We start from the raw sequence: 22,022 nt of genomic DNA on the forward strand, positions 1-22,022 counted from the left end.
TCGCGGAAATCGTTGGGCTATCGGTGCCACGCTAGCACACCGGCGTGACCACGCTGCACGACCCGGGCGCGGCTCAGGCGCGGAACAGCCCCGGCAGTTCCGCGGGCGTCGCCACCAACCGCGTGGCGCCGGCGCGGCGCAGCTCGGCTTCGCCGCCGAAGCCCCAGAGCACGCCCACCGAGTCCATGCCGTGGTGCCTGGCGCCGTCGATGTCCATGTGCCGGTCGCCGATCATCCACGCGCCCTCGGGCGACAGGGCCAGCCGCTGCAGCGCTTCCGCGATCAGCTCGGGCTTGTGGCTAAGGCGACCGCAGTGCGTCGCGCCGATCACGTCCTCGAAGGCGTGGCCGAACGGCAGGTGGTTGATGATCTTGCGCGCATGCGGCTCGTTCTTGGCGGTGACCACGGCCAGCCGGTGGCCGGCCGCGGACAGCGCCAGCACGGCCTCGCCAATGCCTTCGTAGAGGTCGTGCTCGGCCCAGCCGTGGGTCTCGAAACGGTCGCGGTAGTGCTGCACGGCCGCCTCGGTGCGGGCCGCGTCGTTCAGCAGTGGCCCGAAGCTGTCGCGCAGCGGCGGGCCGATCCAGCGGCGCAGCGCCGCGTCGTCGGGCACCGGTTCGCCCAGCTGCTGCAGCGCGTGCGCGACGCAGCGGGTGATGCCGACCGCGGAGTCGATCAGGGTGCCGTCGAGATCGAAGAAGATCGTCGCCATCAGCCCGCGCGCGCCTTCAGCGCCGCGACCGCCGGCAGCTCCTTGCCTTCGCAGAACTCGAGGAAGGCGCCGCCGCCGGTGGAGATGTAGCTGATGCCGGCCTCGACGCCGTACTTGTCGACCGCGGCCAGGGTGTCGCCGCCGCCGGCGATCGAGAACGCGGCGGAGTCGGCGATGGCGCGGGCCAGGGTCTCGGTGCCCTTGCCGAAGGCGTCGAACTCGAACACGCCGACCGGGCCGTTCCAGATCACGCTGCCGGCCTTCCGGATCATGCCGGCATAGCGCGCGGCGGTTTCGGGGCCGATGTCGAGGATCATGTCGTCCGGGCCGACCTCGGAGACCGGCTTCACCGTGGCGGGCGCGTCGGCGGCGAAGGCCGGTGCGACCACCACGTCGGTCGGCACCGGGATGTCGGCGCCGCGGGCCTTGGCGTCGGCCATGATCTGGCGCGCAGTGTCGAGCAGGTCGGCCTCGCACAGCGACTTGCCCACCGGGTGGCCCATCGCGGCGATGAAGGTGTTGGCGATGCCGCCGCCGACGATCAGCTGGTCCACCTTCGACACCAGGTTCGAGAGCAGCTCGAGCTTGGTGCTGACCTTCGAGCCGGCGACGATCGCGATCAGCGGGCGCGCCGGCGCCAACAGGGCCTTGGCCAGCGCGTCGAGTTCGGCCATCAGCAGCGGGCCGCCGCAGGCGACCTTGGCGAAGCGGATGGCACCGTGGGTGGAGGCCTGGGCGCGGTGGGCGGTGCCGAAGGCGTCCATGACGTAGACGTCGCAGAGCGCGGCGTACTTCTTCGACAGCGCTTCGTCGTCGGACTTCTCGCCGACGTTCATGCGGCAGTTCTCGAGCAGCACCAGCTGGCCGGGCTGCACCTGCACGCCGTCCACCCAGTCCTTCACCAGCGGCACGTCGCGGCCCAGCAGCTCGCCCAGGCGGGCGGCGACCGGCGCCAGCGAATCCTCCTGCGTCCACACGCCCTCCTTGGGACGGCCCAGGTGCGAGGTGACCATCACCGCGGCGCCCTTCTCCAGCGCCAGCCGGATCGTCGGCAGGGCGGCGGTGATGCGCTGTTCGGAGGTGATCACGCCGTCCTTGACCGGCACGTTGAGGTCTTCGCGGATCAGCACGCGCTTGCCGGCCAGGTCGAGGTCGGCCATGCGAAGGAGGGTCATGGGTGGCTCCGGGAACGGGGAAGACCGGCATTTTCCCCCGCCCGGCGCACCCGGGGCAAACCCGGCGGCGGCCGTGGGAGAATGCGGCATGCCCGACCTGTCCCCGCCCCTGCCCGTCCTGGAAAGCGAGCGCCTGCGCCTGCGGCCGATGCGCGCCGGCGACGTGGACGACGTGTTCGCGCTCTACAGCTCGCCCGAAGTCACCCGCTTCTGGAGCTTCGCGGCCTGGACCGAGCGCGCCCAGGCCGAGGCCTGGCTGGCCGAGCGCATTCCCTGGGGACCCCCCTCGGTGTACGGCTGGGCCGTGGCCGACCGCCGCGACGACCGGTTCATCGGCACGGCCTCGCTGTTCGCGCTGGCCGGGCCGATGCACCGGGCGGAACTGGGCTACTCGCTGCTGCCCTCCCGGCAGGGCCAGGGCCTGGCCAGCGAAGCGGTGCGGCTGGCGCTGGCGCACGCCTTCGACGTACTCGGGCTGGAGCGCATCGAGGCCGACGTGGATCCGCGCAACCTGGCCTCCTGCCGGCTGCTCGAGAAGCTGGGTTTCCAGCGCGAGGGCGTGCTGCGAAATCGCTGGCGCGTGGGCGGCGAGTTCTCCGACTCGGTGATCTTCGGCCTGCTGCGGCACGAATACGTGGGCGCCGCATGAGCACGCTGGAACAGGCTCTGGCTGCCCTGCGCGCCGGCGAAGCGATCGGGCTGCCGACGGAGACCGTCTACGGCCTCGCCGCCGACGCCTCGCGACCCGAGGCGGTGCGCAGGATCTTCGCGCTCAAGGGCCGGCCCGCCGACCATCCGCTGATCGTGCACGTGGCCGGCGCGGAGCAGCTCGATGACTGGGCGCTCGACATTCCCGCGGCGGCGCGTGCACTGGCCGCGCGCTTCTGGCCCGGGCCGCTGACCCTGATCCTGCGCAAGCAGCCGCAGGTGCCCGACGAAGTCACCGGCGGCCAGGCCACGGTCGGCCTGCGCTGCCCCGCGCATCCGCTGGCGCTGGCGCTGCTGCGCGCCTTCGGTGGCGGCCTCGCGGCGCCGTCGGCCAACCGCTTCGGCCGCATCAGCCCGACCACCGCCGCGCACGTGCGCGAGGAGTTCGGCGGTGCCGTGCCGGTCGTGCTCGACGGCGGCGAATGCGAGGTCGGCATCGAAAGCACCATCCTTGATTTGTCCGGCGCGACGCCGCGCATCCTGCGCCCCGGCCGGATTTCGCAGGCGGAGCTGGAGTCCGTGGCCGGCCCGGTCGAAGCCGGTGCCGACGCGCACAGCCCGCGCGCCTCGGGCACGCTTGAAGCCCACTACGCGCCGCGCACGCCGCTGCTGATGCTGGCGCGCGCCGCGCTGACGTCCGAAGCGACGGAACAGCAGGCGCTGGGAAAGCGCGTGGCGGTGCTGGCGCGCGGCACGCTGCCGGCCGGCGTCGAAGGACTCGCCCTGCCCGCCGACGCACTGGGCTACGCCCACGGCCTCTACGCCGGCCTGCGCGAGCTGGACGCCCGCGGCGTCAACCTGCTGCTGGCCGAGCGCCCGCCCGAGGGCGAAGCCTGGCTGGCCGTGCACGACCGCCTGCGCCGCTCGGCCGCCGGCGCCGGGCTCGCCGATGACGCACCTTGAAGCAACCGCTTCTTTGACGCGGATTCACGCGGATAACCGCGGATAGTCCAAGCAATTGGAGTGGATTTCCGCCCGACCGCGATGCCCGCCATGAAAAAGCCCCGGCGCGGGGCCGGGGCTTCGGGGTGACGCGATGTCGCGGGATTACTTGGCGGCCATCAGCGCCAGGGTGGTGTCGAGCATGCGGTTCGAGAAGCCCCACTCGTTGTCGTACCACGAGCAGACCTTCACCAGCGTGCCGCCCATGACCTGGGTCAGGGTGCTGTCGTAGACCGAGCTGTGCGGGTCGTGGTTGAAGTCGATCGACACCAGCGGCTTGGTGTTGAAGCCGAGGATGCCCTTGAGGCGTCCGTCGCTGGCTTCCTTGATCACGGCGTCGATTTCTTCCTTCGTGGTGCTGCGCGCGGCCACGTACGACAGGTCGACCACCGAGACGTTGATGGTCGGCACGCGCATCGAGAAGCCGGTGAGCTTGCCGTTGAGTTCCGGCAGCACCAGGCCGACCGCGGCGGCGGCGCCGGTCTTGGTCGGGATCTGCGACTGGGTGGCCGAGCGGGCGCGGCGCAGGTCGCTGTGGAAGACGTCGGTGAGCACCTGGTCGTTGGTGTAGGCGTGGATGGTGGTCATCAGGCCGTGCACCATGCCGATCTTCTCGTGCAGCACCATGGCCAGCGGCGCCAGGCAGTTGGTGGTGCAGGAGGCGTTCGAGATGACGGTGTCGGCGGCCTTCAGGCTGCCGTGGTTGACGCCGAAGACGATGGTGTTGTCCACGTCGCTGCCGCCCGGGGCGGAGATGATCACTTTCTTGGCGCCGGCCGCGAGGTGCGCCGAGGCCTTGGCCTTCGAGGTGAACAGGCCGGTGCACTCGAGCACCACGTCCACGCCCAGCGCGCCCCAGGGCAGCTTGGACGGGTCGCGCTCGGCGCACACCTTGATGCGGTCGCCGTTGACGATCAGGTCGCCGCCATCCACCGATACCGTGCCCGGGAACTTGCCGTGGGCGGTGTCGTACTGGGTCAGGTGCGCATTGGTCTCGGCATCGCCCAGGTCGTTGATGGCCACGATGGTGATTTCGTGGTTGCGCTTGGCTTCGTACAGCGCGCGCAGGATGTTGCGGCCGATGCGGCCGTAGCCATTGATGGCGACCTTGATGGACATGGGGGCTCCTGGTGCCGGCGACGGGCCGGGGGTGGGTGGAAAGCCCGGCATTTTAGCAACCCCGGGCGCCCGGCACGACCCGGCGGGCGATTTGACCCACCTCAAATGCCACCGCCGCCCCCGGTAGGACACTGGCGCCAGTTCCCCACTGGAGTAGTCCCATGCGCCTTTCCACCCGTTTCGCCCCGCTGGCCGCCCTGGCGGCCCTGGCCCTCGCCCCCGCCGCCATGGCCCAGGAGGCCGGCGACTGGACCTTCTCGGTCGGCGTCCATGGGGTCGACCCGGCCTCCGACAACGGCACGCTGGCCGGCGGCGCCCTGGCCACCGACGTCGGCAGCGACTGGCGCCCGACGATCACCGCCGAGTACTTCTTCAGCCCGCGCCTGGGCCTGGAAGTCCTGGCCTCCCTGCCCTTCGAGCACGACATCCGGCTCAACGGCGCCTCCTCCGGCTCCACCAAGCACCTGCCGCCGACCGTGACCTTGCAGTACCACTTCGAAGGCAGCCAGCGGATCAAGCCCTTCATTGGCGCCGGCCTGAACTACACGCTCTTCTTCGAGGAAGAAACCCGTGGCCCGCTGGCGGGCACGGAGCTGGAACTCGACGACTCGCTGGGCCTTGCCGCCCACGCCGGCGTCGACTTCGCCATCGGCAAGGCCAAGTGGCTGCGCGTGGATGCCCGCTGGATCGACATCGACGCCGACGTGAAGGTCAACGGCGCCGACGTCGGCACCGTGGACATCGACCCGGTGGTGTACGGCGCCGCCTTCGTCTGGGCTTTCTGAGCCCGTCGTGATAGCCGGACTCATCGCCGCTGGCGTAAAGTCGGCGGCCATGAAGAGAACCTTTTCCGCCCTCATCCTCCTGGCGCTTTGCGGCCAGGCCCTGGCCTGGAGCAAGCAGGGCCACCAGCTGGTCGGCGAGCTGGCGGAGCGTGAGCTCTCGCCGGCCGCGCTGGCCGAGGTCCGCCGCCTGCTGGAAGGCGAACCCAACCCCACCCTGGCCGGCGTTTCGGTCTGGGCCGACGAGATCCGCGCCGAAAGCCGCACCACCGGCAACCCGCTGGGCGAACTCAGCAGCCGCTGGCACTACGTCAACTTCCCCGGCGAAGGCTGCGATTACCAGCCGGCGCGCGACTGCCCCGGAGGCAATTGCGTCATCGGTGCCATCAACGCCCAGGCCGCGATCCTGGCCGACCGCAGCCGCAGCGACGAGGACCGGCGCAACGCGCTCAAGTTCGTCGTGCACTTCGTGGGCGATGCGCACCAGCCGATGCACGCCGGGTTCGCGCACGACCGCGGCGGCAACAACTTCCAGGTCAACTACCGCGGCAAGGCGCGGCCCGAAGGCCAGGGCACCAACCTGCACGGCGTCTGGGATTACTGGATCCTGCAGAGCGCCGGGCTGGACAACGCCGGCTACGTCGAGAAGCTGCTGAGGTCGCCGGTGCCGGCCGACCCGGCCATCGACGCGCTGAATCCCGCACTGGCCTGGACGCTGGAATCCTGCCGCCTGATCGCCAGCGAACAGGCTTACCCGCCCAAGCGCCGCCGCAACCTCGGCGACGCCTACCTCGACAAGCACCGCCCCACCGCCGAGCGCCGCATCCGCCAGGCCGGCGACCGCCTGGCCCGGTTGATCAACGACGCGCTCGCCCCCTGAAGTGCACGAGGAGCCGCCAGGCATGCACCGCCCGCTCCCACTCGATTCACTGGACGCAAGCGTCGACGCGCTGTTCGCGGCGACCGGCCCGTCGCTGGTGCTCGCGGCGCCGCTGGGCCTGGGCAAGCCGCATCGGCTCCTCAACGCGATCACGCGGCGCGTGGCCGCCGACCCGTCGCTGTCGCTGCAGCTGCTGACCGCGCTTTCACTGACGCCACCGTCCGCCGGCCAGGGGCTGCAGAAGCGCTTCCTCGCGCCGTTCCTGTCGCGGCACTTCGGCGAAGGCTTCCCGGCGCTCGACTATGCGCTGGCCATGCGCCGCGATGCGCTGCCGCCGAACGTGGTGGTCGAGGAGTTCTACATGCAGTCCGGCGCCCTGCTCGGCTCGCGCCAGGCGCAGCGGCACTACACCAGCCTCAACTACACCCACGTGGCGCGCGCCGTGGCCGAGCGCGGCGCCAACGCCGTCGTGCAGAAGGTCGCCCGCGAGCCCGGCGGCACGCGGCTGAGCCTGAGCTGCAACCCCGACCTCACCTTCGACCTGCTCGACGAGACCGCGCGGCTGGGCAAGCCACGGCCCTTCATGGTGGCCGAGGTGGACCCGAACCTGCCCTGGATGGACGGCCCCTGCGCGGTGCAAGCGCACTTCTTCGACGCCGTGGTCGACCTGCCCGGCCCGGCGCCCAGGCTGTTCGCGCTGGTGCGCGAACCGGTCGGCGACGCCGACTACGCCATCGGCCTTTACGCCAGCGCGCTGGTGCGCGACGGCGGCACGCTGCAAATCGGCATCGGCTCGCTGTCGGATGCGCTCTGCCACGCGCTGGTGCTGCGCCACACGCGCAACGCCGACTACCTGGCCGCGCTCGAGGCGCTGTCGCCCGGGCTGGCCGCTTCGGCGCTGGTGCGCAGCACCGGCGGCACCGAACCCTTCAAGCTCGGCCTGTACGGCGCCAGCGAAATGGTGAATGACGGCTTCCGCCGCCTGGCCGAGGCCGGCGTGCTGTCGCGCCGGGTGCTGGACGAGACCGCGGCCATGGCGCGCATCAACCGCGGCCAGGCCACGCCCCACGACCTCGAGCGCCTGGACACCGAAGGCCGCTACCTCGACGGCGCCTTCTACCTCGGCTCGCACGCGCTCTATGACTGGCTGCGCGGGCTGTCGCCGGAACAGGCGCGCGGCATAGGCATGACCCGCGTCTCGCACATCAACGAGCTCTACGGCAACAACGAGGCGCTCGAGCGCGAGCAGCGCCGCGACGCACGCTTCTTCAACACCTGCATGATGATGACTGCGCTCGGCGCGGCGGTGTCCGACGGCCTGGCCGATGGCCGCGTGGTCTCCGGCGTCGGCGGCCAGTACAACTTCGTCGCGATGGCGCACGCCCTGCACGATGCGCGCTCGGTGCTGATGCTGCGCGCCACCCGCGGCACCGCCGGCAACGTCGTCTGGAACTACGGTCACACCACCATCCCCCGCCACCTGCGCGACCTCGCCATCACCGAGTACGGCATCGCCGACCTGCGCGGCCGCAACGACGAGGACTGCATCCGCGCGATGCTGGCGATCACCGATGCCGCCCACCAGGCGGCGCTGGCCGGCGCGGCGCTGAAGGCAGGCAAGCTGGGCGAAGGCCGCGCACTGGTCGTCCCCGGGAACAACGCCGCCGCGCTGTCGCGCCGGCTGGCGCCGCTGCGCCGCGCGGGCGTGCTGCCGGATTACCCCATGGGCAGCGACTTCACCGAGGTCGAACAGCGGCTGGTGCGGGCGCTGGCCTGGCTCAAGCCGCGCGCCACCGGCCTGGCGAAACTGCGCCTGCTGGGCCAGGCGCTGGCGGGCGGCGCCGCGACCGACGCCGAAGCCATGGCGCGCATGGGCCTGGACCGACCACGCGGCCTGTCGGAACGAATCGAGGCGCGCGTGCTCGCGCTGGCGCTTCGCCGCACCGCCGGCGACTGAAGGCCACGCTCCGGCGCCGGGACGGGTCCCGGCGCGGCGGCCGCAGACGCCGCCGGACCCTTCGCGGCATGACCGCATTAGACTGACCGCCAGCCGATCCAGGAGCCGCCGCCATGCCCGCGCCCGACGTCCAGCCCTTTTTCCACGAGGAAAGCAGCACCTGGTCCTACCTGGTCATCGACCCGTCCACGAACGAAGCGGCGGTGGTCGACCCGGTGCTCGACTTCGACCCCAAGTCCGGCCGCACCTCGACCACCTCGGCGGAAGCCCTGCTGGCCGCGATCGCCGAGCGCGGCGCCACGGTCCGCTGGATCCTCGAGACCCATGCCCACGCCGACCACCTCAGCGCCGGCCACTGGCTCAAGCAAGAGCTGCCCGAGGCGCGCCTCGGCATCGGCCAGGGCATCCGCAAGGTGCAGAAGGCCTTCCGTCCGGTCTTCAACCTGGGCGAGCACTTCCCGGTGGACGGCTCGCAGTTCGACCATCTGTTCGCCGACGACGAGCGCTTCGCCATCGGCGTACTCGAGGCCCGGGTGATCCCGGTGCCGGGCCACACCAGCGATTCGGTGGCCTACCTGGTGTGCGATGCGCTGTTCACCGGCGACTCGCTGTTCATGCCCGACGGCGGCACCGCCCGCTGCGACTTCCCCGGCGGCGACGCCGCCACGCTGTACCAGTCCATCCAGCGCCTGTTCGAACTGCCTGGCGACACCCGCGTCTTCGTCTGCCATGACTACGGCCCCGGCGGCCGCGAGGTGCGCTGCGAAACCACCATCGCCGAGCAGAAGCGCGCCAACATCCACGTGCGGGAAGGCACCAGCGAAGCCCAGTACGTGAAGATGCGCACCGAGCGCGACGCTACCCTGGCGATGCCGACCCTGATCCTGCCCGCGGTGCAGGTGAACATCCGCGCCGGCGCCCTGCCCGAGCCGGAAGGCAACGGCGTGCGCTACCTCAAGCTGCCGATCGACGCGCTGTAGGCGCGGGCTGGCGCCGACGCGCGTCGCCGCCAAGCGGGCCCCGACCGGGGCCTGCAGGGATGTTCAGCCGCCCAGCTGTTGCCGGGTCCAGCGCACGATGCCGTTGGCGTCCAGGGCGCCGGACTGGCGCGCGATCTCGCGGCCACTCCGGAACAGCACCAGGGTGGGGATGCTTCGGATGTTGTAGCGCTGGCCCAGCGTGGGCTGGGCCTGGGTGTCGACCTTGGCCAGCCGCACCTGCGGCTCGAGCACGCCGGCAGCGCGCTCGAAGTGCGGCGCCATCATCTGGCAGGGTCCGCACCACGGCGCCCAGAAGTCCACCAGCAGCGGCAGTTCGCTGCGGTCGGCGTGCGCGTCGAACCCGTCCACGCCCAGCGTGACCGGGTGCCCGGTGAACAGCGGCTGGTGGCAGTGGCCGCACTGCGGCGCGGCCGCGAGGCGGTCGCCGGGCACGCGGCTCCGGCCGTGGCAGTGCGGGCAGGCAATCACCAGGGGTTCGTTCATGCGGTGCCTCCCTGCCGGCGCGCGCGGGCGCTGAGCAGCACGAAGTAAAGCAAGGGGATCACGACCAGCGTGAGCAGGGTCGAGACCAGGATGCCGAAGATCAGCGCGATCGCCAGGCCGTTGAAGATCGGATCGTCGAGGATGAAGAAAGCGCCCGCCATCGCCGCCAGGCCGGTCAGCGCGATCGGCTGCGCACGCACGGCGCAGGCCTCGATCACGGCGTCGGCCGGCGGCTGGCCCTCGGCGATCGACTGGTTGATGAAATCCACCAGCAGGATCGAGTTGCGCACGATGATGCCGGCCAGCGCGATCATGCCGATCATGCTGGTGGCGGTGAACTGCGCGCCCAGCAGCGCGTGGCCCGGCATCACGCCGATGACGGTCAGCGGGATCGGCGCCATGATCACCAGCGGGACCAGGTAGTCACGGAACTGCGCCACCACCAGCAGGTAGATCAGCAGCAGGCCGACCGAATAGGCCAGGCCCATGTCGCGGAAGGTCTCGTAGGTGATTTGCCACTCGCCGTCCCACTTGATGGCGAAGCCCAAACCCGAGTCCGGCGCCGACAGGAAGCGCTGCTCGACCGGCGTGCCGGCCAGCGGCGCGTCGTCGACCTGGCCGACCAGGTCGAACATGCCGTACAGCGGGCTGTCGAGCTCGCCGGCCTCGTCGCCGGTGACGTAGACCACCGGCAGCAGGTCCTTGTGGTGGATCATCGGCTCCCAGGGCAGGCGGACGACTTGCACCAGCTCGGACAGCGGCACCAACCGGCCGTCGCCGGCACGCACGCGGACGGTGAGCAGCTGGTCCAGGCTGGCCTGGTCCCCTGCGGGCAGGCGCAGGCGCACCGGCACGGCGTACTTCGATGCGCCGTCGCGCAGGTACGTGGCATCGCGGCCGGAAACACCCAGCTGCAGTGCCTGGGCGATCGCGGCCTGGCTCACGCCCAGCTTCGCGGCCAGCCCGCGGTCGATGATCGCCAGCTCGCGCGGCGCCTCGGCCTCCAGCGAGCTGTCCACGTCGACGATGCCTTCGGTCGCGGCGAAGCGCGCCTGCAGGTCGCGGGCAATGGCACGGGCGCGGGCGGCATCGGGGCCGTAGACCTCGGCGACCAGCGGCGACATCACCGGCGGGCCCGGCGGCACTTCCACCACTTTCACTGAAGCGCCGTAGCCTGCGCCGATGGCCGCCAGCGCCGGGCGCACCGCGCGGGCGATCTCGTGGCTCTGGCGGTCACGCGCGTGCTTGTCGACCAGGTTCACCTGCAGGTCGCCGACGTTGGCGCCGGCGCGCAGGTAGTACTGGCGCACCAGGCCGTTGAAGTTCACCGGGCCGGAAGTACCGGCGTAGCCCTGCATGTCCAGCACTTCGGGCACGGTCGAGAGTTCCTGCGCCAGCTCAAGCAGCAGCGCATTGGTGCGCTCGAGCAGTGTGCCCTCGGGCAGGTCGACCACGACCTGGAACTCGGACTTGTTGTCGAAGGGCAGCATCTTGAGCACCACCAGCTGCACCACCGCCAGGCCGGCGGCGGCGACCACGGCGGCGCCGATGCCGAGGAAGAGCAGCTGGCGCCGGCGCGGGCCCTGCCGGGCCTGCAGGAAGGGACGCAGCACCCGCTCGAACAGGCGGCGCAGGCGGTCGGACAGCCCTTGCTTCGGCCTGTCCTCGCCCACCGCATGGTCGTCGTGGCCGTGGCGCGTGAGCAGCTTGAGCGACAGCCACGGCGTCACCGTCAACGCGATCGCCAGCGACAACAGCATGCCGACCGAGGCGTTGATGGGAATCGGCCGCATGTACGGGCCCATCAGGCCCGACACGAAGGCCATCGGCAGCAGCGCTGCGATGACGGTGAACGTGGCCAGGATGGTCGGGCTGCCGACTTCGTCGACCGCCGGCGGGATCGCCTCGCGCAGGGTCTTGCCGCCCAGGCGCATGTGGCGGTGGATGTTCTCGACGATCACGATGGCGTCGTCGACCAGGATGCCGATGGAGAAGATCAGCGCGAACAGCGACACCCGGTTGATGGTGAAACCCATCGCCCAGGACGCGAACAGGGTCAACGCCAGGGTCAGGACGACGGCGCTGCCGACCACGATGGCCTCGCGCCAGCCGAGTGCGAACAGCACCAGCAGCACCACCGACAGCGTCGCGAACACCAGCTTCTGGATCAGCTTCATCGCCTTGTCGTTGGCGGTGTAGCCGTAGTCGCGGGTGAGGCTGACGTTGACGCCCTCGGGGATGTGGGTGGTCTTGAGGCCCTGCAGCCGGTCGCTGATGGCGCGGGTGATGTCGACCGCGTTCGCGCCGGGCTTCTTGGCCACCGCGATGGTGACCGCGGGCGCGACGCCGCCGGCCGGGCGCGCCTTGCCTTCGGGCGCGGTGTACCAGGCGTATTGCGTCGGCAGGTCGGCGCCACGGCGGATGTCGGCGACGTCCGCGAGATACAGCGGGCGGCCGCCCGCCAGGCCGATCACCAGCTCCGAGACCTGCTGGGCATCAGCGAGGTATTGCCCCGCGGTGAGCGGCAGCACCTGGCCGGCCGCCACGCGGTCACCGGCCTGGGTGACGGTGTTGGCGGCCGCCAGCGCGCCGGCCAGGTCGTCCACGGTCATGCCGTGCGAGGCCAGCCGGGTCGCATCGAGTTCGACCACCACGGCGCGCTCGGGTGCGCCGATCGTGTAGACATCGCGGGTGCCGGGCACGCGCTTGATCTCGGCTTCCAGCGAATGCGCGACCTCGGCCAACTCGGTGGCGCCGCGGGCGGGGTCGTCGGTCCAGAGCGTCAGCGCCATCACCGGCACGTCGTCGATGCCCATCGGCCGCACCAGCGCCTGGCCGACGCCGAGGCCCGGCGGCGCCCAGTCGGCGTTGGAATAGACCTGGTTGTACAGCCGCACCAGCGCCTCCTGGCGCGGCACGCCCACCGCGAACTCGACCGTGATCAGGGCCGAGCCCGCGCGGCTGGTGGAATAGACGTGCTTGACGCCCTCGATCTCGGACAGCGCCTGTTCCAGCGGATAGCTGACCAGGTTCTCGACGTCCTCGGCCGGCGCGCCCGGGAAGGGCACGATCACGTTGGCCATGGTCACGTCGATCTGCGGCTCTTCCTCGCGCGGCGTGATCATCGTCGCGAACAAGCCCAGCAGCAGGCCCGCGATCGCCAGCACCGGCGTCAGCGGGTTGGCCTGGAAGGCGCGGGCGAGGCGCCCCGAGAGGCCGAAGCGCGGCTCAGCCATCGTCGCGCACTCCCGCCGCGGCCAGGTGGGCCAGCGCCGCCACCGGGTCGGCGGCGATGCGGTCGCCGTCGGCCAGGCCGGCCAGCACCTCGACCGCGTCGCCCTCGGCGCGGCCCAGGCGCACCTGGCGCAGCGCCACGCGGTTGCGTGCGTCCACCACGTACACCGCGGTCACTTCGCTGCGCGTGACCAGAGCCGAGCGCGGCACCCAGAGATGTCGCGCCTCGCCGGTCTTGAACGCAGTCTTGACGGTCATGCCCGGCTGCAGGCCGGTGTCGGCCTCGGGCAGTTCGACCCGGACCTTGAAGCTGTGGGTCGCCGGATCGGCGTAGGGGAAAACGACGACGCGATCGGCTTCGATGCGGCGACCATCGGGCAGCAGCACCGCGGCGGCGCCGTGCTTGCGGATGGCGGCGATGTCGCTCTGCGGCACTTCCACGTTGATCCGCAGGCGATCCAGCGACAGGCCCGATACCAGCGGCTGGCCCGGCCGCACCGCTTCGCCGACCTCGACGTGGCGCTGGGTCAGGATGCCGGCATACGGCGCCCGGATGACGGTGTAGTCGACCTGCTCGCCCGCCTCGCTGACGCCGGCACGGGCGGCTTCGAGCGCGGCACGCGCGGCATCACGGCGCGCGCGGGCCTGGTCGAGCGAGGCGCGGGCCAGCAGCTGCCTGGCCACCAGCGCTTCGGTGCGCCTGAAGTCGGCCTCGGCCTCGGCCGCCGCCGCCTGCGCCGCGTTCACCGCCGCGGAGGCGCGCCGCTGCGCCGACACCTGTTCGACGTCGGTGAAGCGAACCACGACCTGCCCCGCTTCGACGTAGTCGTTCACGTCGAACGGCAGCTCCAGCACGCGGCCGGCGGTCTGCGCCGACAGCGTGGCCTGGTTCACGGCCTCCACCACGCCGTCCCAGCGCCGTTCGCGCGCGCTGTCGCGGGCCTCGACCACCACGGTGTCGAAGGACACCGGCCTGGCATCGCCAGGGGCGACGGGCTCCGCGCCGCAGCCCGCGAGGGCTACGGCGACGAGCATGGCGAGGGACAGTGGGCGCAGGCGGGTCATCGCGTCAGCTCACTTGAAGGCACAGCCGGACTTCACGCCCAGCTTGCCGAACAGCATCGCCGCCGGGCAGAAGCCGGTGAAGGCCGCCTGCACCAGGTTCACGCCGACGAAAGCGGTGAGCAGCAGCCACAGCGGGCTGAAGAAATAGGCAAGCGTGACGCTGGCGAGGATCATCACGCCGGCGAAGGCCATCACGGCACGGTCGATGTTCATGGGGTTCTCCTGGGGGTTGGGTTGGACGGGGAACGGCGGCCCTGGTCGACCACGGTGCTACCGTGGCCTGCAGCCGGGGATCGACCGGCTGTGCGTATATTAGGTTCGTCTTAATTAGTTTTCAAGCATAATGCGCCCATCCCCACCGAGGCTCCCTGACATGCGTCAAACCCTCCAGCAGCTCCTGGCCGAAGCCAGGTCCCGTATCCGGGAGATCAACGCCGATGAACTGCGCGCCCTGCAGGCCCGCGGCGTGCCGGTCGTGGACGTGCGCGAGCCGGCCGAATACGCGGCCGGCCGCATTCCCGGCGCCAGCAACATCCCGCGCGGCGTGCTCGAATTCGAGGTCGACGGCCACCCGGCCGTGAACTGCGCGCGCGACCCGGCCCTGGGCCATCGTGACCAGCCCATCGTCGTCTACTGCCGCAGCGGCGGCCGCTCGGCCCTCGCGGCCGAGGCGCTGCAGCGCCTGGGCTTCGCCGAACCGCTGTCGCTGGCCGGTGGCTACCTGGCCTGGACCGAGGGCGGCGGCGCGGTGGAGGGCGCATGAGCCCGGCCCGCACCCTCGCGGCCAACGCCGGCCGGCAGATGCAGGCCCAGGCCGAGGCAGCGTCGGAACTGCTCAAGGCCATGGCCAACCCGCAGCGCCTGCGGGTGCTGTGCCTGTTGATCGAGCGGGAGATGTCGGTGGGCGAGATCAACGCCCTGGTCGACCTGAGCCAGTCGGCGCTGTCGCAGCACCTGGCGGTGCTGCGCGAGAAGAACCTGGTCAGCACGCGGCGCGAGGCCCAGACCGTGTACTACGCGGTCAGCGACGGCCTGGTGCACGACATCATCGAGACCCTGCACGCCGCCTTCTGCTCGCCCGGCCGGACCGGCTGAACCGGCCCGCCGGGCGCGCGGTCAGAGCGCCTTGGCGGCATCGACCACGGCCTCGACGGTGATGCCGAAGTGCGCGTAAAGGTGGTCGGCCGGCGCCGAGGCGCCGAAGCTGTCGATGCCGACCACCTTGCCGTCCAGGCCCACGTACTTGTGCCAGAATCCGGTGACGCCGGCTTCGACCGCGACGCGCTTGCGGCACCACGACGGCAGCACCGCCTCGCGCCACTCCAGCGGCTGGCGGTCGAAGACCTCGGTGCTGGGCATGGACACCACGCGCGCCTTGATGCCGTCGCTGGCCAGGCGGCGCATGGCCTCCATCGCCAGCTCGACCTCGGAACCGGTCGCGACCAGCAGCACGTCGAAGCGCGCCTCGCCCGGATCGGACAGCACGTAGCCACCCCGGGCGATGTCGGCGACCTGCTGCGCCGTGCGCGGCTGGTGCGCCAGGTTCTGGCGGCTGAAGACCAGGCAGCTGGGGCCGTCGGTGCGCGCGATGGCCGCCCGCCAGGACACCGCCGACTCGACCGCGTCGCAGGGGCGCCAGACGTCGTTGTTCGGGATGTAGCGCAGTGAGGCCAGGTGCTCGACCGGCTGGTGGGTGGGGCCGTCCTCGCCCAGGCCGATCGAGTCGTGGGTGAACACGTGGATCGTGCGGGTCGGGATCAGCGCCGACATGCGCAGCGCATTGCGCGAGTAGTCGGAGAAGACCAGGAAGGTGGCGTCGTAGGGCAGGAAGCCGCCGTGCAGGGCCAGGCCATTGCTGATCGCGCTCATGCCGAACTCGCGAACGCCGTAGTGCACGTAGTTGGCGTTGGCGTCGTCGGACGTCACCGACTTGCTGCCCTTCCACAGCGTGAGGTTGGAATGGGCGAGGTCGGCGGAACCGCCGATCAGCTCCGGCAGCAGCGGCGCGAAGGCTTCGATCGCCATCTGCGAGGCCTTGCGCGAGGCCACGACCGGGCCGTCGAGCTGCAGCTTGTCGATATAGGCCCGGGCGGCGGCGTCGAAGCCTTCCGGCAGCTCGCCGCGCGAACGCCGCACCAACTCGGCGGCCAGGTCGGGGTAGGCCTTGGCGTACGCGTCGAACAGACGGTTCCACTGCTCCTCGCGCACCAGGCCGGTGTTGCCGGCGCGCCAGCCGTCGGCGATGGCCTGCGGGATCTCGAAGGGCGCGTGCGGCCAGCCGAGCGCGGCGCGGGTCGCGGCCACCTCGTCCTTGCCCAGCGGGGCGCCGTGGCTCGATTCCTTGCCGGCCTTGCCGGGCGAGCCGAAGCCGATCGTGGTGCGGCAGCAGATCAGGGTCGGCTTGCCGGTCTCGGCCTGCGCGGTCTTGATGGCCTGGGTGATCTCGACCGGGTCGTGGCCATCCACCTTGCGGATCACCTGCCAGCCGTAGGCCTCGAAGCGCGCCGCGGTGTCGTCGGTGAACCAGCCCGAGGTGTCGCCGTCGATCGAGATGCGGTTGTCGTCCCAGAACGCGATCAGCTTGCCCAGGCCCCAGGTGCCGGCCAGGGACGCGGCCTCGTGCGACACGCCCTCCATCAGGCAGCCGTCGCCCAGGAAGACCCAGGTGTGGTGGTCGACGATGTCGAACTCGGGGCGGTTGTAGCGCTGCGCCAGCAGCTTCTCGGCCAGCGCCATGCCCACGGCATTGGCCAGGCCCTGCCCCAGCGGCCCAGTGGTGGTCTCGACGCCGGGCGTATGGCCGTACTCGGGGTGGCCGGCGGTCTTGCTGTGCAGTTGGCGGAAGCGCTTGAGCTGCTCGATCGGCAGGTCGTAGCCGCTCAGGTGCAGCAGCGCGTAGATCAGCATCGAGCCGTGGCCGTTGGACAGCACGAAGCGGTCTCGGTTGAACCACTTCGGGTTGCCGGGGCTATGGCTCAGGAAGTCGTTCCAGAGCACCTCGGCGATATCGGCCATGCCCATCGGCATCCCGGGATGGCCCGACTTGGCGGCCTCCACGGCGTCGATGGCCAGGAAGCGGATGGCGTTGGCGAGCTCGCGGCGGGAGGGCGTGGTCATCGGGGCGTCCAGATCGGGGCCCGGGGCCGGGCCGACGGGGCGCTATTGTCGCCGACCCGGCGGCCCGTGTCTCCGTTGCGCCGGGCCGGCCGTGGATGCTACGCCGGGCCGGCAGCGCCCTCGCCGGCTGTCTCCACCGGCTCGCTGCGGCCGATGACCACCGAACCGACCATGTCGCCGCCGATGTTCACCACGGTGCGGCACATGTCCAGCAGGCGGTCCACGCCCAGGATCAGGCCGATGCCCTCGGGCGGGATGCCGAACATCGCCAGGATCATCGCGATCACGGGCAGCGAGCCACCGGGCACGCCGGCGGCGCCGACGCCGCCCAGGATGCACATCACCAGCACCAGCGCCTGCTGGAAGATGTTCAGTTCAACCCCGAAGAACTGGGCCAGGAAAAGCACCGTGATGCCCTCGAACAGGGCCGTGCCGTTCATGTTGGCGGTCGCGCCCAGCGTGCACACGAAACGGGCCACGCGCCGGGGCACGCCCAGCGCCTCCTCGGTCACCTTCAGCGTGGTCGGCAGGGTGGCGCTGGAGGACGAGGTGGAAAAGGCCGTCAGCAGGGCCGGCTGGGCGTTGCGGAAGAACACCAGCGGCGACATGCCGCCAAACACCCGAAGCAGGATCGGGAACACCACGAAGAAGTGGATGCCCAACGCCAGCAGCACGGTGCCGACGAAGCGCGCCAGCTGCACCAGCACGTCGAAGCCCAGCTTGGACGTAATCGAGAACAGCAGCGCCGCCACCGCATAGGGTGCCAGCTGGATCACCCAATCGATCAGCTTCAGGCAGATGTCGTAGACGCCCTGGGTGGCGGCCACGAAGGCGCGGGTGCCGTCGCTGCGGATGACGGTGGCGGCGATGCCGAACATCAGGGCGAAGAACATCACCGCGATCAGGTCGCCGTTGGCGGCCGCCTGCACCGGGTTGCGCGGGACGATGTTGAGCAGCACGTCGATGCCGGAAACGGCTTCGCGGCCGGCGGCGATCTGCGAGGCCCGCTCGCTGGTCTGCGCCATCAGTTCCTGCGCCAGCTCGGGCGGGATGCCGCGGCCCGGCTGGATCACGTTCACCGTGACCATGCCGATCACCACCGCGATCGTGGTGACCGCGAGGATCCACACCAGCGTCTTGCCGCCGATGCGTCCCAGCGACCTCGGATCGCCGATCTCGACCACGCCCAGCACCAGGGCCGAGAAGACCAGCGGGATCACCAGCATGAACAGCAGCCGCAGGAACAGCTGGCCCACCGGGTCGGCGACGTACTTCACCAGCGCCTCGAGCCAGGCGGCCTCGGCGAACATCAGGTTGGCAACCAGGCCGAGGCAGACGCCGACGACGAAACCAATGAGCATGCGGGTGTGCAGCGGCAGCGACGGCATCGGCAATCCTCCGGCGGGTACCCCGGAAGCTTACACCAGGCCAGCCGGATCCCAGGGCCGTGACAGCAGCTGCGCCAGCGTCTGCGGGCGTCCCACGAGGTAGCCTTGCGCGTAGCGGCAGCCCAGCCGGCGCAAGGCCTCGAGCTGCGCCGGCGTCTCGATGCCCTCGACCACGATTTCGGCACCCAGGGCACGACCCAGCAGCACCGCGCTCTCCACGATCGCCATGGCCCGCGGCGAGTCGAGCATGTCGTGCGAGAACGACTGGTCCACCTTGATCGTGTCGAAGGGCAGCCGGTGCAGGTGGCACAAGTTGGAATAGCCGGTCCCGAAGTCATCCAGCGCCACCCGGATGCCGTGGCGATGGCAGAGCTCGATCAGGCCCGCGGCCGGTCCGTAGTCGAGCACGCCGCTTTCGGTGATCTCGAGTTTCAGGCTGCCGCGCGGCAGGCCGGCGGCATCGACGCGGGCGACGATGCGCTCGATCAGGCCGGGATGCGCCAGCTGGCGCGCGGACACGTTCACCGCCACGAACGGGGATGGGTCGGCACCGGCGTCCACCAGGCGCGCGATAGCCAGGCAGGCGGTGTCGATCACGTACTCGCCGACCGGCACGATCAGCGAGGTCTCCTCGGCCAGCGCGACGAATTCCGCCGCCGATATCGGGCCGCGTTCGGGGTGGTCCCAGCGGACCAGGGCTTCGTAGCCGGCGATTCGACCCAGCGGCACGTCCAGCAGGGGTTGGAAGCCCAGTTCGAGCTGTCCCTCGGCCAGTGCCTCGCGGAGCTGGGCCTCCAGGCGGATGCGGCTGATGCCAAGGCGTTCGGAGGCCGAGAGCGCGTCAGGTGCGGACTGCTTTCCCTGCAGCGCGGCAAGGGCGCCTCGGTAGCGCTTCAACTGGCCTTCGAGCAGCGAGCGGATGATGGGGTCCGTGGCGGCAAGCCGTTCGGCGATCTGGTGCCGATCGATGGCGAACAGCACGCACTCGTCGAGCGCCCGGGCCGTGGCCGTGCGCGGGGACTCGTCGATCACCGCCATCTCGCCAACCAGTTCACCGGGCCCCAGCACGCTCAGGATGACGTCGCGGCCGCGCTGGCGAGTCCGCACCTCGATCTCGCCAGATTCGATCAGGAAGGCCGTCCCCGGGTCCTCGCCCTCCCGGAACAGCACCTCGCCGCGGGCAAGGCGGATCCTAAGCTTGGTCATTCACTGTTTCCCATGGCCATGCCCTGCAAAACGAAACAGGGCCGCTTTCGCGGCCCTGTCCGTATTGCTTGGCGAGTCGGTGATCAGCGGCCGCGCGACACCGGCAGGATGCGCGGGGTCACGAAGATCAGCAGTTCGGCCTTGTCGCTGCTCTTGGACTTGTTCTTGAACAGGTTGCCAAGGACCGGCAGGTCGCCCAGGAAGGGCACCTTGCGCAGGTCTTCGCGCGAGCTGAACTCGTACACGCCGCCGACCACGACCGTCTGGCCGTTGTCGATCAACACCGCGGTGCTGACTTCGCGCTTGGAAATCTGCGGCACGAAGCCACCGGCCGGGTTGACGATCAGCTCATCCACCTGGTCCTTCTTCACCATCAGGTTCAGGTAGACGCGGCCGTCCTGGGTGATGGTCGGGGTGACCTTGAGCTCAAGCAGCACTTCCTTGAACTCGACGGTCGCCGTGGCCACCGCGCCCGGCGTGGTGGCCGGCTGGATGGTCAGGTAACCGACTTCGTCGCCCTGGCGGATGACCGCTTCGCGCTGGTTGGCGGTGATGACGCGCGGGTTGGACACGACTTCGCCGCGGCCCTCTTCCTCGAGTGCGGACAGCTCGAGGTCGAGCGAGATGTCACTGCGAAGGATGCTGAGGTTCAGCAGGCCGGCGGGGGTGGACACCGGCAGGCCGACCAGGAAGCCGGAGTCGGTGGTCGTTTCGCCTGCGGCAGCACCGGCCGGCAGCGTGCCGACACGGTCCTGCACGCCGAAGATCACGCCCAGCTCGCGGGCGAACACTTCGGAAGCGACGACGATCCGGGCCTCGATCAGCACCTGGTCGACCGGGCGGTCGAGGGTGGCGAGCAGGGTGCGGATCTCCTCGATCTTCTTGGCGGTGTCGATCAGCAGCAGGGTGTTGGTGCGGTTGTCGAAGCTGACGCTGCCGCGCGCCGACAGGAAGCCGCGATTGGCCTGGTTACCACCGGAGGAGGTGCCGCCGGAACTGCTGCTCTTGCTGTCCTCGGTCAGCAGTCGCGCGATTTCCTCGGCATTGCCGTAGTTCACCGGGATGTATTCGGTGACCAGCTCTTCGCGCTCTTCGTTGGCGATGCGGGCGTCCGCCTTGGCCTTCTCGAAGTCGGCGATTTCCTTCTGCGGAGCGACCCAGACCACATTGCCGTCACGGCGCTGGTCGAGCTGCTTGGCGCGAAGGACGATGTCCATCGCCTGGTCCCAGGGCACGTTGATCAGACGCAGGGTCACGTTGCCCGAGACCGTATCGGAGGCGACGATGTTCAGGCCCGACTCTTCGGCGATCAGCTGCAGCACGGTGCGAACCGGCACGTCCTGGAAGTTGAACGTCACCGGGCGGCCCGCGTAGCGCTGCGGCGCCGACGGACCGGCCACGGCACCCGCGGCGCGGGCCGGGGTGGCGGCGGCGATGACCGAACCGCGCTTGGGCGCGATCTCGATCACGTACTCGTTGCCGGTCTGGTAGGCCATCGACTCATAGGCGCCGTTGGTGTTGATCACCAGGCGCGTGCTGCCAGCGTTGGCGTTCGGCTCCAGGCTCTGCACCGGGGTGGCGAAGTCGGTCACGTCCAGGCGCCGGCGAAGGTTCTCCGGGATGCTGGCGTTGGCGACGTCGACCACGACGCGGTTGCCCTCGTTGCGCATGTCGGCGGTGGCGCCGTCGCCGTTGAATCGAAGCACCACGCGGCCGGCGCCGTTGTCGCCGCGACGGAAGTCGATGTTGGCGACCTCGATGTCGGAGGCGACGCGCTTGGTCGGGTCGTTGACGCCGGCAAGGGCGTTGCTCTGCTGGGCGCCGGCGTCCACCGTGAGGACCAGCAGGTTGCCGGCGCTGCGGGTGGTGTAGGCGGCGGGGCGGAACAGATCGACCACCACCCGGGTGCGGCCGTCGGCTTCCACCGCGGAGACCGCGGAGGTGGCGCCACTGCCGATCACCACGCGGCGCTGGGTCATGCCGTTGGTCGTGTCGGGGAGATCCACGGCGATGCGCGGCGGAGTATCCGTCGTGAACGCCTGGACGTCACCCACCGGCTCTGCGAACTGCAGGGTGATGTCGACCTTGCCCCCGGGGGCCGATGCGTAACGGACGTCCTGGAGGACATTCGCCGCCATGGCCGACAGCGACGTCGTCAGGCCGACGGCGAGCGCTCCCATGGCCAGCAACCAAGCGCGCTTGGTGCCCATCCCCTCGCCGATCGTTTTATTCGCGGTCATCGTGCATTCCCCC

The 22,022-nt window shown here is 70.6% G+C and carries 19 protein-coding genes; 8 read left to right on the top strand and 11 right to left on the bottom strand.

Annotated elements, in window-relative coordinates; genetic code table 11:
- Window positions 1-73 precede the first annotated feature (73 nt).
- On the bottom strand, window positions 74-712 hold the full coding sequence (locus tag Q0C12_RS01910) for an HAD hydrolase-like protein (RefSeq protein WP_290885433.1): 639 nt from the start codon (window positions 710-712) through the stop codon (window positions 74-76).
- The gene (locus Q0C12_RS01915) at window positions 712-1,887 is read right to left on the bottom strand and encodes a phosphoglycerate kinase (RefSeq protein ID WP_290885437.1); all 1,176 of its coding nucleotides are present in this window, start codon (window positions 1,885-1,887) and stop codon (window positions 712-714) included. The genes Q0C12_RS01910 and Q0C12_RS01915 overlap by 1 nt, the downstream gene beginning before the upstream one ends.
- Window positions 1,888-1,975: 88 nt before the next feature.
- Between Q0C12_RS01915 and Q0C12_RS01920 the strand changes: the two genes are divergently transcribed.
- Together Q0C12_RS01920 and Q0C12_RS01925 are read left to right on the top strand one after the other, a co-directional pair.
- A complete protein-coding gene (locus tag Q0C12_RS01920; protein WP_290885440.1) occupies window positions 1,976-2,536 on the top strand; it encodes a GNAT family N-acetyltransferase in 561 nt (186 codons plus the stop codon).
- A complete protein-coding gene (locus tag Q0C12_RS01925; protein WP_290885442.1) occupies window positions 2,533-3,498 on the top strand; it encodes an L-threonylcarbamoyladenylate synthase in 966 nt (321 codons plus the stop codon). Before Q0C12_RS01920 ends, Q0C12_RS01925 begins: the two co-directional genes overlap by 4 nt.
- A gap of 144 nt (window positions 3,499-3,642) precedes the next feature.
- Here Q0C12_RS01925 and gap read toward each other — a convergent pair whose 3' ends face one another.
- Window positions 3,643-4,656 carry a type I glyceraldehyde-3-phosphate dehydrogenase gene (gene gap / locus Q0C12_RS01930; protein WP_290885445.1) on the bottom strand — a complete coding sequence of 338 codons (1,014 nt, stop codon included), beginning with the start codon at window positions 4,654-4,656 and terminating at the stop codon, window positions 3,643-3,645.
- A gap of 161 nt (window positions 4,657-4,817) precedes the next feature.
- Between gap and Q0C12_RS01935 the strand changes: the two genes are divergently transcribed.
- From Q0C12_RS01935 to Q0C12_RS01950, 4 genes are all read left to right on the top strand, one after another.
- Window positions 4,818-5,441: an OmpW family outer membrane protein gene (locus Q0C12_RS01935; RefSeq protein WP_290885448.1), complete on the top strand. Its 624-nt coding sequence runs from the start codon at window positions 4,818-4,820 to the stop codon at window positions 5,439-5,441.
- Window positions 5,442-5,490: 49 nt separating this feature from the next.
- Window positions 5,491-6,318: a S1/P1 nuclease gene (locus tag Q0C12_RS01940; RefSeq protein ID WP_290885452.1), complete on the top strand. Its 828-nt coding sequence runs from the start codon at window positions 5,491-5,493 to the stop codon at window positions 6,316-6,318.
- A gap of 22 nt (window positions 6,319-6,340) precedes the next feature.
- On the top strand, window positions 6,341-8,275 hold the full coding sequence (locus tag Q0C12_RS01945; protein WP_290885455.1) for an acetyl-CoA hydrolase/transferase C-terminal domain-containing protein: 1,935 nt from the start codon (window positions 6,341-6,343) through the stop codon (window positions 8,273-8,275).
- 113 nt (window positions 8,276-8,388) lie between these two features.
- A complete protein-coding gene (locus Q0C12_RS01950; RefSeq protein ID WP_290885458.1) occupies window positions 8,389-9,255 on the top strand; it encodes an MBL fold metallo-hydrolase in 867 nt (288 codons plus the stop codon).
- 63 nt (window positions 9,256-9,318) lie between these two features.
- On the opposite strand, the gene trxC is transcribed toward Q0C12_RS01950, so the two are convergent.
- Genes trxC through Q0C12_RS01970 form a run of 4 tightly spaced genes read right to left on the bottom strand, consistent with a single transcriptional unit; the run spans window position 9,319 to window position 14,271 of the window.
- Entirely contained in the window at window positions 9,319-9,759 is a 441-nt protein-coding gene (gene trxC, locus Q0C12_RS01955) for a thioredoxin TrxC (RefSeq protein WP_290885461.1), read from the bottom strand.
- Entirely contained in the window at window positions 9,756-12,995 is a 3,240-nt protein-coding gene (locus Q0C12_RS01960) for an efflux RND transporter permease subunit (protein WP_290885464.1), read from the bottom strand. Before Q0C12_RS01960 ends, trxC begins: the two co-directional genes overlap by 4 nt.
- Window positions 12,988-14,058: an efflux RND transporter periplasmic adaptor subunit gene (locus tag Q0C12_RS01965; protein WP_290885467.1), complete on the bottom strand. Its 1,071-nt coding sequence runs from the start codon at window positions 14,056-14,058 to the stop codon at window positions 12,988-12,990. Before Q0C12_RS01965 ends, Q0C12_RS01960 begins: the two co-directional genes overlap by 8 nt.
- Window positions 14,059-14,067: 9 nt before the next feature.
- Window positions 14,068-14,271, bottom strand: a complete 204-nt coding sequence (locus tag Q0C12_RS01970; protein ID WP_290885469.1) for a DUF2892 domain-containing protein — start codon at window positions 14,269-14,271, stop codon at window positions 14,068-14,070.
- Window positions 14,272-14,431: 160 nt separating this feature from the next.
- Here Q0C12_RS01970 and Q0C12_RS01975 point away from each other — a divergent pair, with 160 nt between their 5' ends.
- Window positions 14,432-14,821, top strand: coding sequence for a rhodanese-like domain-containing protein (locus tag Q0C12_RS01975; RefSeq protein WP_290885470.1), 390 nt, complete (start codon window positions 14,432-14,434; stop codon window positions 14,819-14,821).
- Window positions 14,818-15,153 carry a metalloregulator ArsR/SmtB family transcription factor gene (locus tag Q0C12_RS01980; protein ID WP_290885473.1) on the top strand — a complete coding sequence of 112 codons (336 nt, stop codon included), beginning with the start codon at window positions 14,818-14,820 and terminating at the stop codon, window positions 15,151-15,153. Before Q0C12_RS01975 ends, Q0C12_RS01980 begins: the two co-directional genes overlap by 4 nt.
- Window positions 15,154-15,174: 21 nt before the next feature.
- On the opposite strand, the gene tkt is transcribed toward Q0C12_RS01980, so the two are convergent.
- The 4 genes from tkt to pilQ form a co-directional block, all read right to left on the bottom strand.
- The gene (tkt, locus tag Q0C12_RS01985; protein WP_290885475.1) at window positions 15,175-17,175 is read right to left on the bottom strand and encodes a transketolase; all 2,001 of its coding nucleotides are present in this window, start codon (window positions 17,173-17,175) and stop codon (window positions 15,175-15,177) included.
- Between the two features lie 98 nt (window positions 17,176-17,273).
- Window positions 17,274-18,563, bottom strand: coding sequence for a dicarboxylate/amino acid:cation symporter (locus Q0C12_RS01990; RefSeq protein WP_290885478.1), 1,290 nt, complete (start codon window positions 18,561-18,563; stop codon window positions 17,274-17,276).
- Between the two features lie 30 nt (window positions 18,564-18,593).
- Window positions 18,594-19,769 (bottom strand): EAL domain-containing protein, encoded by a 1,176-nt coding sequence (locus Q0C12_RS01995; protein WP_290885481.1) that lies wholly within the window; start codon window positions 19,767-19,769, stop codon window positions 18,594-18,596.
- 83 nt (window positions 19,770-19,852) lie between these two features.
- The gene (gene pilQ, locus Q0C12_RS02000; protein ID WP_290885484.1) at window positions 19,853-22,009 is read right to left on the bottom strand and encodes a type IV pilus secretin family protein; all 2,157 of its coding nucleotides are present in this window, start codon (window positions 22,007-22,009) and stop codon (window positions 19,853-19,855) included.
- Window positions 22,010-22,022 lie beyond the last annotated feature (13 nt).

This window comes from Arenimonas sp. (genome assembly GCF_022842045.1).
GTDB lineage: Bacteria > Pseudomonadota > Gammaproteobacteria > Xanthomonadales > Xanthomonadaceae > Arenimonas.